At 61.0% G+C, this 16,227-nt stretch carries 15 protein-coding genes and 3 pseudogenes; 11 read left to right on the forward strand and 7 right to left on the reverse strand.

Annotated elements, in window-relative coordinates; all coding sequences use genetic code 11:
- Positions 1-22: 22 nt before the first annotated feature.
- On the reverse strand, positions 23-658 hold the full coding sequence (locus FJ426_RS14150) for an NADPH-dependent F420 reductase (protein WP_140560459.1): 636 nt from the start codon (positions 656-658) through the stop codon (positions 23-25).
- A gap of 140 nt (positions 659-798) precedes the next feature.
- On the opposite strand from FJ426_RS14150, the gene FJ426_RS14155 reads away from it, so the two are divergent.
- Entirely contained in the window at positions 799-1,386 is a 588-nt protein-coding gene (locus FJ426_RS14155; protein ID WP_140560458.1) for a TetR/AcrR family transcriptional regulator, read from the forward strand.
- A gap of 133 nt (positions 1,387-1,519) precedes the next feature.
- Here FJ426_RS14155 and FJ426_RS31815 read toward each other — a convergent pair.
- The 4 genes and pseudogenes from FJ426_RS31815 to FJ426_RS14175 all read right to left on the reverse strand — a co-directional run.
- Positions 1,520-1,805 (reverse strand): annotated as a pseudogene (locus FJ426_RS31815) (NADP oxidoreductase coenzyme); the annotation flags it as partial.
- Positions 1,806-1,987, reverse strand: a pseudogene (locus FJ426_RS14165) (SDR family oxidoreductase); the annotation flags it as partial.
- A gap of 318 nt (positions 1,988-2,305) precedes the next feature.
- On the reverse strand, positions 2,306-2,761 hold the full coding sequence (locus FJ426_RS14170; RefSeq protein WP_140498278.1) for a carboxymuconolactone decarboxylase family protein: 456 nt from the start codon (positions 2,759-2,761) through the stop codon (positions 2,306-2,308).
- A 13-nt stretch (positions 2,762-2,774) separates the two neighbouring features.
- Complete coding sequence (locus FJ426_RS14175; protein WP_140825236.1) at positions 2,775-3,188, reverse strand: cupin domain-containing protein; 414 nt, start codon at positions 3,186-3,188, stop codon at positions 2,775-2,777.
- Positions 3,189-3,273: 85 nt separating this feature from the next.
- On the opposite strand from FJ426_RS14175, the gene FJ426_RS14180 reads away from it, so the two are divergent.
- On the forward strand, positions 3,274-4,701 hold the full coding sequence (locus tag FJ426_RS14180) for a PLP-dependent aminotransferase family protein (protein ID WP_140560457.1): 1,428 nt from the start codon (positions 3,274-3,276) through the stop codon (positions 4,699-4,701).
- A gap of 22 nt (positions 4,702-4,723) precedes the next feature.
- On the opposite strand, the gene FJ426_RS14185 is transcribed toward FJ426_RS14180, so the two are convergent.
- Positions 4,724-5,635, reverse strand: a complete 912-nt coding sequence (locus tag FJ426_RS14185; protein WP_140498281.1) for a LysR family transcriptional regulator — start codon at positions 5,633-5,635, stop codon at positions 4,724-4,726.
- 111 nt (positions 5,636-5,746) lie between these two features.
- Here FJ426_RS14185 and FJ426_RS14190 point away from each other — a divergent pair, with 111 nt between their 5' ends.
- The 4 genes and pseudogenes from FJ426_RS14190 to FJ426_RS14205 all read left to right on the forward strand — a co-directional run bounded on the left by FJ426_RS14190 (position 5,747) and on the right by FJ426_RS14205 (position 8,522).
- Positions 5,747-6,922, forward strand: a complete 1,176-nt coding sequence (locus FJ426_RS14190) for an alkene reductase (protein WP_140560456.1) — start codon at positions 5,747-5,749, stop codon at positions 6,920-6,922.
- Positions 6,923-7,077: 155 nt separating this feature from the next.
- Positions 7,078-7,194: pseudogene (locus FJ426_RS14195) on the forward strand (SDR family NAD(P)-dependent oxidoreductase); the annotation flags it as partial.
- Between the two features lie 194 nt (positions 7,195-7,388).
- Positions 7,389-7,601 carry a hypothetical protein gene (locus tag FJ426_RS14200; protein ID WP_181168590.1) on the forward strand — a complete coding sequence of 71 codons (213 nt, stop codon included), beginning with the start codon at positions 7,389-7,391 and terminating at the stop codon, positions 7,599-7,601.
- A 522-nt stretch (positions 7,602-8,123) separates the two neighbouring features.
- On the forward strand, positions 8,124-8,522 hold the full coding sequence (locus tag FJ426_RS14205; RefSeq protein WP_140524737.1) for a hypothetical protein: 399 nt from the start codon (positions 8,124-8,126) through the stop codon (positions 8,520-8,522).
- Between the two features lie 154 nt (positions 8,523-8,676).
- Here FJ426_RS14205 and tssH read toward each other — a convergent pair whose 3' ends face one another.
- Entirely contained in the window at positions 8,677-11,436 is a 2,760-nt protein-coding gene (tssH, locus tag FJ426_RS14210) for a type VI secretion system ATPase TssH (protein ID WP_140524738.1), read from the reverse strand.
- A 321-nt stretch (positions 11,437-11,757) separates the two neighbouring features.
- Between tssH and tssA the strand changes: the two genes are divergently transcribed.
- Genes tssA through tssE form a run of 5 tightly spaced genes read left to right on the forward strand, consistent with a single transcriptional unit; the run spans position 11,758 to position 16,227 of the window.
- Positions 11,758-12,930 carry a type VI secretion system protein TssA gene (tssA, locus tag FJ426_RS14215; RefSeq protein WP_140560455.1) on the forward strand — a complete coding sequence of 391 codons (1,173 nt, stop codon included), beginning with the start codon at positions 11,758-11,760 and terminating at the stop codon, positions 12,928-12,930.
- A gap of 5 nt (positions 12,931-12,935) precedes the next feature.
- A complete protein-coding gene (gene tssB / locus FJ426_RS14220) occupies positions 12,936-13,475 on the forward strand; it encodes a type VI secretion system contractile sheath small subunit (RefSeq protein ID WP_140498287.1) in 540 nt (179 codons plus the stop codon).
- Between the two features lie 3 nt (positions 13,476-13,478).
- Entirely contained in the window at positions 13,479-14,984 is a 1,506-nt protein-coding gene (gene tssC / locus FJ426_RS14225) for a type VI secretion system contractile sheath large subunit (RefSeq protein ID WP_140498288.1), read from the forward strand.
- 45 nt (positions 14,985-15,029) lie between these two features.
- Positions 15,030-15,485 (forward strand): Hcp family type VI secretion system effector, encoded by a 456-nt coding sequence (locus FJ426_RS14230; RefSeq protein ID WP_115143971.1) that lies wholly within the window; start codon positions 15,030-15,032, stop codon positions 15,483-15,485.
- Positions 15,472-16,227: a type VI secretion system baseplate subunit TssE gene (gene tssE, locus FJ426_RS14235; protein WP_140560504.1), complete on the forward strand. Its 756-nt coding sequence runs from the start codon at positions 15,472-15,474 to the stop codon at positions 16,225-16,227. The genes FJ426_RS14230 and tssE overlap by 14 nt, the downstream gene beginning before the upstream one ends.

Below are 16,227 nucleotides of genomic sequence, written 5' to 3' on the forward strand. Positions count from 1 at the left end.
TGCGAGACGTGGTGCCGCGGGCTCAGCCGAGGAGGCTGACGCGGATTGAGAAGTTGGTGTGTTTGACGGAGTGGGTCATGAGGCCCAGCCACAGCATGCAGGCGTGCTCCAGCGTTCGGGCCATAATCAGCCGCCCGGTATCCATCGGACGTAGTCCGAGGCTGTCGATGAACGCCGAGACGCGCGCCTTCGCTTGAGAGTCGTCCCCGGCGATGAACACGTCCAATGGATGGCCCCCGATTGGACCGGCAGCCAAGACCCGGGCGTTCTGGGTGTTGAACGCCTTGACGATAGTGGCATTGGCAGGAGCAACCTTGGCGATCTCCTGCGCGCCGAAACTGTCTTCAGGAGTCAAGAAACCCGTGAAGTCGGATTTGATGGGGTTGGTGATGTCGACAATGAGCTTGCCTGCCAGCTTTTCGCCGTACTGCTTCACCACGTCGAGAACGGCCGAATAGGGAACCGCCAGGATGACAATGTCCCCGACCGGAGCGGCGCCAAACGTTCCGGTCGTCGCGCCGGCTCCGACCTGCTCGGCCAGCGCCCGCGACTTGGCACCGTCGCGGCTCATCACCTCGACGGTGTGTCCGGCCTTGGCGGCAAGGTCGCCGATCGCTGCGGTCATACCGCCTGACCCGATGATGCTGATAGTGCTCATGTTCATTTTCCTTGCGGGGCGGGCGGCGCCTTTGTTGCCATTTGTGCAGACGCACTCTATTTAGTGGTTCACCGATCCGCTTAGTAACCGGATCATCGATCCACATATACGGATCACTGATCCGCTTATCAAGGCATCTCATGCGAGCCGACGCAAAAAAAAATTACAGCCATATCCTCGCGGTCGCGCGTGACGTCGTCGCCGAGCACGGTATCAATGCGTCCATGCGCGATATCGCCCGTCGGGCCGAGGTCGGGTTAGCCACGCTGCTTCGTCATTTCCCGACGCGAGAAGCCCTGTTCGAGGCGCTGCTGTGTACGAATCTGGACGCACTGACTCAGAGGGCAGATGAACTCGAAACCTCGGATTCGCCTGACGAAGCGCTCATCTCCTGGTTCCAGGAGTGGTTGGCGTTCGCCCAAAGCTATAGGGGCGTCGTCGCCATGATGGCCGCCGCCCACACGAATCCGAACTCCGCTCTTTACGCTTCATGCGCAGCGGTGCACTCGGCGAGCGCGCGACTGCTGCTCCGCGCACAGGCCGAAGGCGCGGCGCGGCTCGACATGAATGGGGATGACCTGTTCGCCCTGATGACGGCGCTCGGCTGGGCGGTCGACCAACCCTCATTCGCGCCGCGGGCCGATCATCTCTTTCGCATCATTACGGGCGCCATCCTGGCGAACCCGTCGACCGGATCGGCTTCTGCTGCGGTCGACCGTCAAAACTAAGTATTCATCATACTGCTGACGAGAGGCGGAGCACTTCATCGTTTGCTTCCAAGCATCACCTCGGCCGCACGCATCGGATAGTGCTCGATCCGATGCGTGCATCGTGTCCCTGCCGGTGGGGACGTCATGTTCATCATTTGACCAGGTCCTTGAAGACCAGCCGGCCCCAGTTGTTCCTGCGCGCCTGCACGAGCAGTCGCCTTCGGAAAGCCCGCCTAGCTTTATCGGCGCAAAGCCGAGATTTTCCGCGAGCGTACCAATCTGCGCCGCGGCGTCTTCATCATCGCTCGCCAGGAATATGACTCTCCTGCCGCCCTTTACGGCCGGATCCTGGTCAAGGATGGCAGCGATCAAATGATTGAAACCCTTGACCAGTTTGCACCTGAGAAGGCCTGCTCAATGAACTTGGAAGACGGCTGTCAGAGTTGGGCTAGGCCGCCGTCGACCGCTACCTCGCTGTCATGAAGCTGCTGTCCGATGAGGCGAGGAAGGGTGCCGCCGCCCCGAGCTCTGCCGGATCGCCCATGCGCTGAAACGCAGTCATTGAGCCGTAAGCCTTCAAGCCGTCCTCTCCGAGCGCTTCGGTCGCGAGTTCGGTCGCGATGCAAGCGGGAATAGCTGCAAAGTCCAAGCTGAAACGTGAGTGTACCGCTTCTCAGGCCGCATACGGAACGGCCGGTTTCGGAATCGCCGTGCACACTCCTGACCGACGACAATGGGGCTGCCGGCTTGCGAGTTGAGCCGCCTCTCCTTAGGGCCGCCATCTGTCAGGTTACGATCACCAGAAGGCGCAAGCGAACAGAGTGATTGAAAAGGAACTCGATTTGCTGTCGCGAACGAACTCGGTCGCCTCGCGCGCCAATTTGCTGTCCGGGATCTTGATCCTGGAAATCACGTTACCATTCATTATTCTGCTCCATCAATTCTCGAGAACGGCCTGGGGCGTATTCCGAAAGCTGATGGCCATTCGGTTGTAGCTGTTCATCAGGCTGATCGCGATCGTCAGGTCGACGAGCTGCTTTTCATCGAAGACGGCACGCACGGCTTCATAGGCGGCGTCCGGAACCCCGGTCTGTGCAACATTGGTCACGCTCTCGGCCCAGCGAAGCGCGGCGCGCTCTCTCTCGCTGAACAGGCTGCCGCCTTCCTGCCAGGCTTGCACCAGCGCGATCTTCTCGATCTTCACGCCCTTCTTGACGAGGTCACGCGTGTGCATGTCAAGGCAATAGGCGCAGTTGTTGATCTGGGAGACCCGCAGATAGACGAGCTCGACCAGTTCGGCAGGCAAGCCGCTCTGGAGAACATAGCCGTAGACGGTGCCGAGTGCCTTGGCGCCGCTCGGGGCGATCTGGTTGTAGTCGAGCCTCTTGGCCATCGTTCCGATCCGTTCAATTGAGGGGAGTAGTGAGGGCCTTGTCGTCGGAATCGACGACGAAGACCGCGAGCAGCTTCGCTGGCCTGGTCTTGCTGGCGTTGCGGCTGACCGAATGGATTGCGTTGGGCAGCTCCGACCAACTCTCGCCCGCTTTGTAGATGCGGGTCTCGCCATCGTTCACCTTGGACTCGATCTCGCCCGAGACGACATAGGCGAAGATAAAGGCGGACCTGGCATGCCGGTGCGGCTGCGAAGCGGCGCCCGGCGCATAATCGACCTCGACGACGACCATCGATTTGCCGGGGATGTTGGGGATCACCTGCTCGAACTTCGGCGTGACCGTCTCCGATTGGTCGTCGCGCGCCCAGGCCGGCCCGACGATGGCAATCGCGGCGCAGGCGGCGGTGAAAATGGCACGAATTCGCATTGGCATCTCCTTGCCCGTCTAGATGCCGGCGAATCGGGCCAGGAAAAAGCACCAAGAACGCAAAAAAATCGTGTACTGAGGCTTCATGAGCAAGCCGCTGGACCTGGATTTGGATCGCGCCGCCAAGACTTCCCTTGCGGAGCAAATTCGCAAGGGCGTGGCCGTCGCAATCGAGGAAGGCGCGCTGGAACCAGGCGCACGGTTGCCCTCATGGCAGGACCTGGCAGCACAGCTGGGCGTCGCGCGCGGCACCGTCCGGACCGCCTATGAGAAGCTCGCGGCCGCCCAGTTGATCGAGGCAACGCCAGCTGAGGGAACGCGCGTCGCACAGCGCCCCCGCACCGTCGCGAAATCCGAGCCGGTGCCGGATGAAGGCTCCTTCATGCGGATTTATCAGGAGATGACGCAGGGTCCCCGGATCTTCCAGATGGGCATCCCCGCAAGCGATATCTTCCCCGCCACCTTGTTCGCGCGGATACGCGCGCACGCCATCCGCGCCGAAGCCGCTGCCGCCGCCCTCTACCCCGATCCTCGCGGCGAACTCGAGTTGAGGCGGGAAATCGCTGGCTACCTCGCCGTAGCACGGGGCATCATCTGTCTGCCGTCGCAGGTCATTATCACTGGAGGTTTCGGTGCGGGGCTCGGCCTGGCGCTATCCGTTCTGAAGCTGGCGGGGGAGACCGCCTGGATCGAGGAGCCCAGTTTCCCATGGACCCGAAAGGGGCTCGAACTCGCCGGTTTGTCTCTCGCTCCGGTCCCGGTCGATTGCAACGGCATCGATCTCGATGACGCACTGTGCCAGCATCCGACCGCGAAGCTTGCCCTGGTCACACCGGGTCAACATGCGCCGCTCGGCTCGACCTTGTCGCTCGAGCGGCGCCTGCGCCTGCTCGAATGGGCAGCTTCGACCCAGGCCTGGGTGATCGAAGACGATTATCTGAGCGAGCTTCAGCTGACCGGCAGGGCCGCGCCGGCGCTCGCGTCGCTCGACCGCGACGGGCGCGTCATTCACATCGGGTCCTTCAGCAAGACAATCAGCCCGACCCTTCGGCTGGGTTTCGCGATCGTGCCGGCCAGCCTCGCATGCGCTTTCGCTGAAGTCGCGGCGTGCTTAGCGCCCGCCCCGGGACCGGCAGTGCAGCTCGCGACCGCCGAATTCATGCGGGAGGGCCACTATATTCGCCATCTCCGCCGCACGAAGCGGGCCTATGTCGCAAGGCGCGCGACGTTGCTCGAGCAGCTTTGGGCGAATGTGAATGCCGACCAGATTGCAACGCCGGGCCTGGCCGTGCTGCTGAAGCTGCCGAGGGAAATATCGGACATTGCCGTGGCGCGCGAGGTTTCGGCCTTCGGGATGTCGCCCGCACCGCTCTCCGCGTGGTATGCGTCGCCCGCCACTGCCGAATCCGGCCTCTTGCTCGGGGTCGCCACCACGCCGGGCAAGAACCTGGCAAAATCCTGTGATCGGCTCTTCGAGGCGATTAGGCGGATCGACGGCGGACAGCCGATTTGAGACTGCTCCAAGTAAGACGTTGCTAGGCAGCGACACTCGTTGAAACAAGCGACCACTGAACGAGGCCGTCTATGGTAACGCGAATCTTCGCCGGCAGCGCCTTTGTCTGCGGCCACAGGACGCTGATCGGCAGTTCGCCGCCTGACAGGCCCTCCAGGACAATCTGAAGGGCCCCGTCTTGAAGATCGCCTTCCACCATCCATGACGGAAGTTGCGTCAGACCGTGTCCTGCCTTAGCGGCCATTAGCACCGTCTCGAAATCCTGCAGTTCATGCTTGACGGGGACGGCCTGCCGCGCTGTCGAGCCGTCGGGTTGCTTCATCAGCCAGGCGATGCGGTTGCCTTGCCGTCGTCCGACGATGCAATCGTGTCCGGCAAGATCGCTCCAGGATCGCGGAACGCCCCGCCGTGCGAGATAGCCAGGTGCTCCGACTATCACCGTCTGCTGGACCCCAATCTGTCGCGCGACGAGGTCGGTCGAATCCTCAAGATTGCCGATACGCACGGCGAGGTCGATGTTTTCGCCGATCAGGTCGACCCGCCGGTCGGTGAAGCTGACATTGAGGTTCAGCGCCGGATAGCGTTTCGCAACCCCTAACAGTACGGGCATGACGTGCAGTCGACCGAACGCCGTCGGGAGATCGATGCGGACTTCGCCGCCAGGCGTGTCCCGCGCGAGCGCGAGGGCGCTCTCGCCACGCTCAAGTTCGTCGAGTGCCGCGACGCAGTGCTCCAGCCAAGCCTCTCCGGCAGGCGTCAAGGTCAGGCGGCGGGTCGTCCGATGGAGCAGCTTGGAGCCCAAGCGCGCCTCCAGACGCGACACCGCCCGGCCGATCGCGGACTTGGCCATGCCCATTTCCGCCGCAACCGCGGTGAAACTACCGAGCCGAATAACGGCTACGAATTCGGCGATGCCATCGAAACGCGAGTTCATCCGCCTATTGTAGCTTCAGACGCAATAGTGAGTCCACCAGTCCGGCACTAATCTGCTGAGGAGTACCCCTTTATATCGTCTGGAGCTTTAATTCTCCACAGGAGCCGCCCCATGCCCTCTCTATTCGATTCCTTCGATCTAGGTCCCGTCCACCTCACGAGCCGCATCGTCATGCCGCCGATGACGCGCACCCGCACCTCCGAGGGTGCTCTTCCGACAGATGGCGACCTCCCGAACGAACTGACCGTCAAATATTACGGTCAGCGAGCTAGCGCCGGCCTGATCATCTCCGAAGTCAACGACGTGGATCAGTCCAGCCACGGCTACGCGCGCATTCCCGGGATTCACTCCGAAGCCCAGAAGCAGGCCTGGCGCCCGGTGACCGAAGAGGTTCATCGTCAGGGCGGCACCATCTTCATGCAGCTGTGGCATGTCGGCCGACTGGCGCATTCCTCGCTTCTGCCGAACGGCCAGGCGCCAGTGGGCGTGACCGCGGAACAGGCCGTCGGCTCAGAGGTGTTCGCCCATGGCCCGGACGGCCGGTTGCGCTTCATGGCGGCAGAGACGCCGAGGCCGCTCAGCACCGAGGAAGTGACGGCCATGGTGGGAACCTTCGCCAAAGCCGCCGCCAATGCGCGGGAGGTCGGGTTTGACGGCATCGAGATCCATGCCGCCAACGGCTATCTGATCGAGCAGTTCATGAACTCGGTGCTCAACACCCGCACCGACCGCTACGGCGGCGGCAGCATGGAAGATCGTGCGCGCTTCCTGATGGAAGTCGTCGACGCGGTCGTGGCGGAATTCGGCGCGGGACGCGTGGGGGTTCGCCTCTCACCGTTCGGCAAATATGGTTCAATGCCCGCTGATCCGCTCGTCGAGGAGACGTTCCTGTACATCGTCGAGCAGCTCGGGCGCCGCGGCGTGGCCTATGCCCATCTGCTGTATGAGCTGCTGCCCGACGGCAACATGGAATCGGCCACGTTCGAGGCGCGCCATCTCGACCATGACATGCTCGCCAAGGCGCGAGCGTCGTTCCCCGGCGCGTTCATATGGTGCGGCGGCTTCAATGACGTCGAGCGTGCCCAAGCCGCGCTCGCTACCGGGCTGGTGGACCTGATTGCCTATGGCAGGCCGTATATCGCGAACCCGGATCTCGTCGAGCGTCTTCGGAGCGGCTGGCCATTGGCCGTAGCGGACCGGTCCGTCTATTACACCCGCAATGGCGAGGTGGGGTACACGGACTTCCCCACCTATTCGAAGAATGGCGCCGCAAGCAGGGCCGCCTGACACGACGATAGGCCGAGCAGGAGTCCGGCGCAGCGCTACGCACTCCTGCCGGTCGAGACGACCTCCATAGGTTCCGGCGGAGTCGCCCTGTGCCCGCGCAGATCCTGGATCTGGGTGCGCCTGACCGCCCTTCTTTCACTACAGGCAGAAACATCATGACAAAGCGAACATTTCTCGTCACCGGCGCCAGCAAGGGCATCGGCCGCGCGCTCTCGGCGCGGCTCGCCGCCGCCGGTCATCACGTTGTCGGCATCGCTCGTGGCGATGATCCAGCGGACGAGCTTGGCGTGAAGGCCATCGCGAAATGGAGGAGCAGCCCGCCTCGAGGCCATTGGCAGGAGGCGGGCGTGAGGATTAAATATTCGCTTGTGCTAATATAAAAATGACGTAACGTAATGTCCGGCATCTTGATGATGCGCAACCGTGGGGGAGTACGATGAGAGTTGCTATATTTTGCGCGGCTATCATGATCGCTGCGACTGGTGGCACCATTGCCAAGGAAAAGAAAGTGGTGGTCGGTGATGCTGCGGCCCTGTGCTCTACGAAGCATTCGACCAAGAAGCAGGTGAGAGATCTGGACTGCGGTTTGACTGGCACGGCCAAAATGCCGGATGGAGCAACCCCGGAAAAGCCGCGCCTCGGATACGACACCGATCCGTGGATGGTCATTGGCTTTTAAAGCTGGCTGCAGATAGCCGCCAACTTGCGGCGTGGCCGATGGTCGCCAGGTACTTGGAATGACACTCGTATCAAATTCCAGCACGACCAAACGAATTACCGCAATCCACCAGCAATCCCCAATTGCCGTGAGCCCATCGGGCGCTTGGCGAGTTGGGACGTGGTTTCGGCACGACTACCTGCCGACGAAGTAGCTATCTGCGTGCCGATTGTCGCTGATTATCTATGGAATTTTTTTACTTTTGTTTTCAGTATGTTGCGCCGCAGATTGACGTATTTTCGGGGGGCAGTAATGATCGGGTGGTGGGCCGAACTCGACAATCCTGCCACGATGCATGACAGAGAACCGCTCGCCAAAATGGGCGACGACGGCAACATGGCATGGTGCACCGGCTGCATACGATCTGAGGCGTCACGTTTGCACTCACAAAAAGCTCCATCTCGGCCCTGCGATATTCATGGATGAGGCGTACGTGTGATGGTTGTGGTAAGGGAATGACGCTTTCTTTTCATGGAGATTGCGATGAGGGAGAGAACGATTGAAAGCGGCCTCAGCCCGCAAATGCAGGAGGCCATTCCGATAATTCGACGCGTTTTCAGACAACATGCGCCGAGGCGGCTTGAGCTTGAGCTTACTGCTGGAAAAGAGTGGTATAATCATTCCCGCTGGTCCCTGCATCATTCCGGCAATGCGGTTGATATTAGGACGAAAAAGCTGGCGGATCGCGGGACCGGTATGTTGTCAATCCTTTTAGGATACTTTTTGCAGCAGGAACTTAACTCTGAACTTGGCAAGGCCAAGTATTTAGTCCTGGTGAACGATCAAGGGCCTATGTTTCCGCATATTCACGTTCAGTATAATCCAGGGGCCAGAATGAGCACACCTGGGGACTATGACGGCAAGCGACGGCGAGAGGTCTAGCCGCCCAAAGGAACTCATTTGCGTGCTTGGTTGCCTTTTGCACGCTAGCGCGGACAAAAGCCTCGCCGCGCTCTTGCGCCATGCCGTGGAAGGCATCCTTCAATCCACCGCGGGATGCAAAAGCCGTTTGATGCGCCGGTACCATCCGCCCAAATTACTCGAAGAAATAAGTAAAGCCCCCGTCGGAGGCTCCGACGGTCACCTTCGTCATCTTTTCACCGTCAAGCGACCGGTTGAGCACGCCGCGGCTTAATTCCGGCAGAAGCGTGTTGGTTAAGATGGCATCGATCATCCGCCCGCCGGATTCGATTTCCGTGCAGCGTGCCCTGACCAGATCGATGACGCCGTCGCCGATCACCAGTTCCGCGCCACTGGTTGCACGCAGCCGGCGAGCGATCCTGGCGAACTGATGACGGGTGATCGCCTCGATCATCGAATCCGACAGCGGGTAGTAAGGAATGGTTACCACCCGTCCAAGAAACGCCGCCGGAAAAACCTTCAGCAACGGCCGGCGCAAGGCCGTATCCAGATCTTCGAGGCCGGTCCGAACCGTGCCGTTCCTCGTCCGGTCCATGATGACTTCGGAGCCGACGTTCGAGGTGAGCAGGATCAATGTGTTCTTGAAATCGATGCGCCGCCCTTCGCTGTCGTCCATCATGCCCTTGTCGAAAACCTGGAAGAAGATTTCGTGGACGTCCGGATGCGCCTTCTCGACCTCGTCGAGCAGGATCACCGAATAGGGTTTGCGCCGAACCGCCTCTGTCAGGATGCCACCCTTGCCGTAGCCGACATAGCCGGGGGGCGCTCCCTTTAAAGTCGAGACAGTATGCGCCTCCTGAAACTCCGACATGTTGATCGAGATCAGGTTCTGTTCGCCACCATAAAGCGTCTCCGCCAAGGCCAGCGCGGTTTCGGTCTTGCCGACGCCGGAGGGGCCACAAAGCAGGAACACCCCCACCGGCTTTTCCGGCGCGCCGAGCCCGGCGCGGCTGGTCTGCACACGCTTGGCGATCATCTCCATGGCATGCTCTTGGCCAACCACGCGCTCGCACAGAGTGGCCGCGAGCCGGAGGGCTTTTTCGGTCTGGCTCGACAGCATGCGCCCCGTGGGGATGCCGGTCCAGTCCTGGACCACCGCGGCCACGGCATTTCGATCAACCGAGGGCAGGATCAGCGGCGCCTCGCCTTGCGCCTCGGCCAGTTCAGCCATGCGTTCGCGCAACCGGGTAAGATCGGCGACCGGATCAGGTGGAAGTCCATCGGCAACAGCCGTTTTCACTTTGGGATCGGATGCCTTGTCCTTGGGCGTTTGGATCTCAGGCAACTCAGACTCAGAGGCGTTGGCATCCGCTGGCGTTTCCATCGCATCGAGCGGCATACCGTCGCCGCGCAGCCGGGCACGCAATTCGAGTATCTCGGCAACTAAAACTCTTTCGCGGTCCCAACGTTGTTGCGCGGCAGCCAGCGCGACCCCTGTTTCGGCAAGTCCGGTGTCGACCCGTGCCTGCCGTTCGGTCACCTCGATCCCGATCGCCGCCTCACGATCGATGATGCCGTGCTCGACCTCCAGCGCCTGGCGCCGCCGTATGATATCCTCGAGCTCGGCCGGCGTGGCATGCTGCGAGATTGCGACCCGGGCGCAAGCGGTGTCGAGAAGGCTTACCGCCTTGTCGGGTAGTTGCCGCGCCGGGATATAGCGGTGTGACAGGCCCACTGCCGCCTCGATCGCCTCATCCAGTATCTGCACCCGGTGGTGCTGCTCGAGAACTCCGGCCACCCCGCGCAACATGAGAACGGCCACAGCTTCGGAAGGCTCGTCGATCTTTACCACCTGAAACCGACGGGTCAGCGCCGGGTCTTTTTCTATGTGCTGCTTGTATTCAGCCCAGGTCGTTGCCGCGACGGTACGCAGTTCACCGCGTGCCAGCGCCGGCTTCAGGAGATTGGCCGCGTCGCCGGTTCCAGCAGGGCCGCCTGCGCCGATCAAGGTGTGAGCTTCATCGATAAAAAGGATAACCGGTGTTTCGGACGACTGCACCTCGTCGATTACAGCCTTAAGCCGTTTTTCGAACTCGCCCTTTACGCTTGCCCCGGCCTGCATCAAACCGACATCGAGCATGCGCACGCTGACGCCCTGTAGCATCGGCGGTACATCGCCCTGGGCAATACGCAAGGCGAAGCCCTCGACGACCGCGGTCTTGCCTACCCCGGCTTCGCCCGTCAGGATCGGGTTGTTCTGCCGCCGCCGCATCAGGACATCAACGATCTGCCTGATCTCGGGGTCGCGGCCAACGACGGGATCGATCTTGCCGTCGCGGGCGCGCTGGGTCAGGTCGGTGGCGTATTTCGCCAGCGCCGAATCCCCACCCGGAGCCCGCCGTGGCATCTCCGTTGCGGAGACCGTGGTCGAGGTGCCAGCTTCGAGTGAGCCCTCCATGACATCGGCGAACCGCGCGATCACCGCGTCGGCGTCGATCTCGTCGAATGCGCCGCTGATCTTCGACAGCAGGCCTTCTAGGACCGGGGTCTTCAGGCAAGCGAGCAGAATATGCGCGCTGCGGACTTCCTCGACGCTGAACTCAAGCGTCGCCAAGTTCCAGGCCTCCTGGATGGCATGAAAGATGTGGTCGGAAAATTCCTCGATCGATGTGGCGCCGTATGGCAGCTTGTCCACGGCGCGGGTCATATCGGCCGTGAGCCGGCTGGCATCCACTCCCGCATCGGCGATGATCATTTGCACGTCCGAGCGATCGGAAAGCACCAGTTGCTCGATGAAGTGGACGAGTTCGACGTAAGGGTTGCCGCGCAGCTTGGCGGTGTCCGCGGCTGCCTTGAAGGCGCGCACGCCGACAGGATTGAGCTTGCCGACCAGTTCCTTACGCTTGAAGCTCTGTGACGACCGGCGCTGTTCCATCGAACCTGCTCCTGCAATCTGCCAGTCGACAACCTGCCACATAAGCCGTCGCTTGACAAAGCGCCCGATGGACGGCGTCGCCAAGGCCGTTCGCGGGGCCGTCAGCCTTTGGAAGCCCGAACCACTGGCGGCAGAAGAATTCGCGCATCCGTGTGGTGTATTTTGCCGATTGGGTTCGGCAGTCTCGCCAAGCCATCCCATAGCGAACACGCGGTGGTCAGCTTTCGTTAGCTTTTAAGCAGCGGCTTTAATTGGCGTACGGCACATCAGTGTGGTAACCTTGGGTCAGGTGCCGTTGAGGGCCGGTCGCTGGGGGTCTGTGTGATTGATGTCGCACTTTGGCTTACTCCGCTCGACGGTGAAAATCCGTCAGGGGAGGATTTGCGCAACGACCCGGCCTTTCATGAGCTGGAGCGACTGACGGAACAGCAGAAGAAAGTCGAGTTCCAAGGCAGCAAAAACACTGAAGTCGACGTTCCGATAGACTGGCCTACCGTGCTTACCAGGGCTGAAGAGCTGCGGTCTCACGGCCGTGACCTGCGCCTTCTCGTCATTGTTACGCGTGGACTGGCCAACGAGCATCGGTTGGCCGGCCTGGCTGCCGGCCTGACCCTCATCGCGCAAACTGTCGATCAGCATTGGACGACCATGCATCCGGCCCTGCGGTCCGGTGCCACGCCGCGCGAAGCAGCCTTGCGCCGCATCAATGCGCTTACCGACCTTCAGAACAGCCAGGACGGTCTACTCAAAGATTTGCGGAAAATGACATTCTTTGCGCCGCGCGCCATTGGGCCGATCCTGGGCGCGGATCTGGAGAAGGGTTCGCTTGACGAGCGGGTCATGCTGCAGGAGGCTGCTTCGGGACTGAATGCGGCCGAGAAGGCGAAGCTGGCAAGCGAGCACAGCCAACTGGTGAACCGGGTGCGCAGCGCATGCGCGGCGCTGATTGATCAGGCCGGGCCAGAAATGACGTTGCTCATAGCCGACGCCCGCGCCGCGATCGCCGCTCTCGAGAGCGTCGAAGCCGCCCTTAACTCCCGCCTCGAAGGCGCTGGCGCCACGCTTCCCGAGTTAAAGCGGTTTCTGCAGCGTCTGCTGACGACCCTCGAACGAAACGCGACCGGTGCCACTGCCGCGAACGGCCTCGCAAAGCCGGTCGCGACGCCAGCAGAACCGGCAGCACGTGTTCGCAACGGCGATGGAGCCGATACGATGGCAATCGTGGCAAGCTACGCAGAATCCGGCGACAGCGGCCTGCCCGACCGGATCTCCTCGCGCGACGATGTCGTCAAATGCCTCGATCTCGTCGTCGCCTTCTATGACAGCACCGAACCGTCCAGCCCGATCCCGCACCTGGCGCGGCGCGTGCGCCGAATGGTGCATATGGATTTCGTTGAACTGATGGAAGATCTCGCCCCGTCGGGACTGAAGGAATTTCGGCTTCTTGCCGGCGTTCCCGATGTCAAGAAGACGGCACAGAAAGATGAAAGGTAAGACACATGCCAGCCGAAAGCAAAGCCAAGGTCATCGAACGAAATCGCGCGCCACGGGTGCAGATCGCCTATGACGTGGAAACCTACGGCAGCCCGACGACGATCGAACTGCCGTTTGTCATGGGCGTGATGGCCGACCTTTCCGGTGCTTCGCAAACCAAGGAAGCGTCAAAGTCGGTTCTGGACCGCTCCTTCGTCGAGACCGACGCGAACCGCTTCCCCAAGTTCATGGAGGCGCTCGGACCCCGCGTCAAAGCGCGGGTGAAGAACACGCTGCCGCAGGCCGAAGGCCAAGAGCGCGACGAGGAACTGGCGCTCGATCTCACCTTCACCAAAATGGGCGATTTCGCCCCCGACAAGATCGCCGAGCAGGTTCCGCAACTGGCCGAGATCCTCAAGATGCGTCGTCAGCTCGAGGAATTGCTGGGCTTCATGGATGGCCGCGTAGACGCCGAAAAGCGTATCGCGCAGTTGCTGAACAACGAGCCACTTCTTGGCAAGATCGCCAGCCAGGCGCTGACTGACGACGACAAGGCGGGAGAATAAACCATGGCCGAACAGCAAAAGACCGCCACCCTCGCCGCCGAGGCTGAAGCCATAGACCTTGGAGAATTCAGTGGACTCCTCGAGAAGGATTTCAAGGTCAAGAAAGACGACAGCGAGAAGCTGCAGCAACTCGTGCGCAATCTCGCGCTCGCAGCGCAGTCCCGTTCCGACACCACAACCATCTCGTCCAATGCCATCAAGTCGATCAAGTCGCTGATCGCCGGTATCGACAAGATGCTGACGGCTCAGGTCAACGAGATCCTGCACGCGCCGGAAGTGCGCGAAATGGAAGGCACATGGCGCGGCCTGTGGTACCTCGTCAACAACACCGAGACCGACCAGAAGCTTAAAATCCGGGTGATGAACATCTCCAAGGAGCAGCTGGCCGACACGCTCGAAGACTACGAAGGCCAGATGTGGGATCAGAGTCCGATCTTCAAGAAAGTCTACACAGACGAATATTCGATGCTTGGCGGTGAGCCGATCGGCTGCGTGATCGGCGCCTACGAATTTTCCAACCACCCGCGCGATGTCGGTCTGCTACGCAACATCTCCGGCATCTGCGCTTCTGCGCACACGCCTTTTATCGCGGCCGCCTCGCCTCGACTGTTTCGTATGGATAGCTGGCAGGAATTACCGAACCCTCAGGATTTGCAGCAGATCGTTTCCAACCCGGCCTATGCCTCCTGGCAGTCGCTGCGCGAAAGCGAGGATGCTCGCTACATCGGGCTGACCATGCCCCGCGTCCTGGCCCGGCTGCCATATGGCACGGACACCGTTCCGGTGAAGGGCTTCACCTTCGAGGAAGAGGTGCAGGGCGATCACAACAAGTATGTCTGGATGAATGCCGCCTTCCCGATGGGCGTCAACATCAACCGCAGCCACAAGCTGTTTGGCTGGGGTACCCAGATCCGCGGCGTCGAGAACGGCGGAACGGTGCTTAATTTGCCGGTGCACAGCTTCCCGACCGATGATGGGTCGATAGCGATGAAATGCCCCACGGAAGTCGCCATTGATGACCGGCGTGAGGCGGAACTCGCCAAGCTTGGCCTGATGCCGATCCTGCACCGGAAGAACACGGATCTTGCGGCTTTCATCGGTGCCCATTCGTTACAGGACGACGAAACGCGCGCCGGCCGACTGGTGGACCCCGATGCGCAGTCTAATGAGCGGCTGAGCGCCAACTTGCCCTACTTGTTCCCGGTTTCGCGCTTTGCGCACTATCTCAAAGCCATAGCGCGAGACAAGGTCGGGTCGTTTAAGGAACGCTCCGACATGCAGATCTGGTTGACCGAGTGGATCAACCGCTACGTGCTGGCCAACCCGGCCTTTGCCGACGACAAGGCGCGCGCCAAGCGCCCGCTCGCCGCCGCCGAGGTCCAAGTGGACAGCGTGGAGGGGCGGCCGGGCTACTACAACGCCCGCTTCTATCTGCGCCCGCATTACCAGTTGGAGGGCATCAATGCCTCGCTTCGACTGGTGTCGGAACTGCCGTCCGTTAAGACTTGATTACAGCAACAACAATCTTTTTTTTGACAATGGTGGAGAGAGACAATGCCAGTAAAGATTGATGGTTTTCTGAAGGTTCCTGATATCAAGGGCCCCAGCACCCGCGACGGCCACGATGATGAGATCGAAATCCATGGCGTCGACTACAAGATGGTCGCACCCTATGACCCGAATTCGCTCTCACGTCGGGGCCGCGTGTCCATGGGCATGATCAAGTTCATCAAACACTACGACAAATCTTCGCCCTATCTCAAGAAAGCCTTGTTCGAGAACAAGGCCCTCGATGAAGTGGTGTTCTCGGCACGTCGGACGATCGATGGCGAGACTAAGGATTATCTGGTCGTCACCCTCACCGACGCCTCGATCATGGAATACGACATGTCGCAGGCCGAGGATGAGGAAGACCTGATCCAGGAAGAGGTCAGCTTCGCCTACAAGAAGATCAAGTTCGTCTATGACGGCAATGATGAAGCCGAAATGGATGTCTATGTCGGCAAGTGAGGGTCGGCGACCCGACGCTGGCAAGCAGCAGAGTACCGGCAGCTTGCGGGCAAAAAGCGAGGCCGTCCAGCCGTCGCTTTGGGATCGCCTCGTCAATGACCTGCCTGGTCTGACCTCGGAGATAGACGAGCTGCGCCATGTCTTGCTCGACGAGCTTGGCGCCGACCGTGTCGACGCCCTCGTTGGCGCCAGCGCGCGGGCCATCGACGCTGATGCCGAACTCACAGCCGAGCAAAAACGGCGCCTGCATCGATTGGCCTTTCAGACCCAGCATCGGGTCGAGATCGAAAGTCGCGGCGTTGTGGTGTCAGCCCGCGTCCTCAGAGAAGCAGTGCGGCGTGACGTCGAGGCGCTCTTCAACACCGAGCGCTTCGAGGCCACGCCGCTCCTGTCCGATCTGGAAAATGAACAGGTATCGGACAACCCACCATCGCTCGCAGATTTCCCGGAGGTGCGCCGGAGCGTGGTCAATTACGGCGTCCCCTCCTTCTCGGGCAGGTCTTCGCGCGACTTTGATCGCGATGTGCTGGCGCGTGAGATCCGTGCGGTGCTCGCCACCTTCGAGCCCCGCCTCAAGGAAAGCGCAACAAAGGTCACAGTGACGCTTGGCGACAAGACCGCGGGCCTCAAGATCGAGATTGACGGTGTGCTGATCATAACCCCGACACCGGAACGCATGCGCCTGCGCACTACGATCAATCTCGATAACGGCGCGGCGCGGACCGAAATCAGGGACGCCTGA

The sequence above is a fragment of the Mesorhizobium sp. B2-6-4 genome, from assembly GCF_006441495.1.
In the GTDB taxonomy this organism is placed as follows: domain Bacteria; phylum Pseudomonadota; class Alphaproteobacteria; order Rhizobiales; family Rhizobiaceae; genus Mesorhizobium.

Excerpts from the sequence above, each read along its gene's own strand:
- FJ426_RS14150 (WP_140560459.1), bottom strand. The coding sequence starts at position 658 with ATGAGCACTATCAGCATCATCGGGTCAGGCGGTATGACCGCAGCGATC.
- FJ426_RS14155 (WP_140560458.1), top strand. The coding sequence starts at position 799 with ATGCGAGCCGACGCAAAAAAAAATTACAGCCATATCCTCGCGGTCGCG.
- FJ426_RS14170 (WP_140498278.1), bottom strand. The coding sequence starts at position 2,761 with ATGGCCAAGAGGCTCGACTACAACCAGATCGCCCCGAGCGGCGCCAAG.
- FJ426_RS14175 (WP_140825236.1), bottom strand. The coding sequence starts at position 3,188 with ATGCGAATTCGTGCCATTTTCACCGCCGCCTGCGCCGCGATTGCCATC.
- FJ426_RS14180 (WP_140560457.1), top strand. The coding sequence starts at position 3,274 with ATGAGCAAGCCGCTGGACCTGGATTTGGATCGCGCCGCCAAGACTTCC.
- FJ426_RS14185 (WP_140498281.1), bottom strand. The coding sequence starts at position 5,635 with ATGAACTCGCGTTTCGATGGCATCGCCGAATTCGTAGCCGTTATTCGG.
- FJ426_RS14190 (WP_140560456.1), top strand. The coding sequence starts at position 5,747 with ATGCCCTCTCTATTCGATTCCTTCGATCTAGGTCCCGTCCACCTCACG.
- FJ426_RS14200 (WP_181168590.1), top strand. The coding sequence starts at position 7,389 with ATGATCGCTGCGACTGGTGGCACCATTGCCAAGGAAAAGAAAGTGGTG.
- FJ426_RS14205 (WP_140524737.1), top strand. The coding sequence starts at position 8,124 with ATGAGGGAGAGAACGATTGAAAGCGGCCTCAGCCCGCAAATGCAGGAG.
- tssH (WP_140524738.1), bottom strand. The coding sequence starts at position 11,436 with ATGGAACAGCGCCGGTCGTCACAGAGCTTCAAGCGTAAGGAACTGGTC.
- tssB (WP_140498287.1), top strand. The coding sequence starts at position 12,936 with ATGCCAGCCGAAAGCAAAGCCAAGGTCATCGAACGAAATCGCGCGCCA.
- tssC (WP_140498288.1), top strand. The coding sequence starts at position 13,479 with ATGGCCGAACAGCAAAAGACCGCCACCCTCGCCGCCGAGGCTGAAGCC.
- FJ426_RS14230 (WP_115143971.1), top strand. The coding sequence starts at position 15,030 with ATGCCAGTAAAGATTGATGGTTTTCTGAAGGTTCCTGATATCAAGGGC.
- tssE (WP_140560504.1), top strand. The coding sequence starts at position 15,472 with ATGTCGGCAAGTGAGGGTCGGCGACCCGACGCTGGCAAGCAGCAGAGT.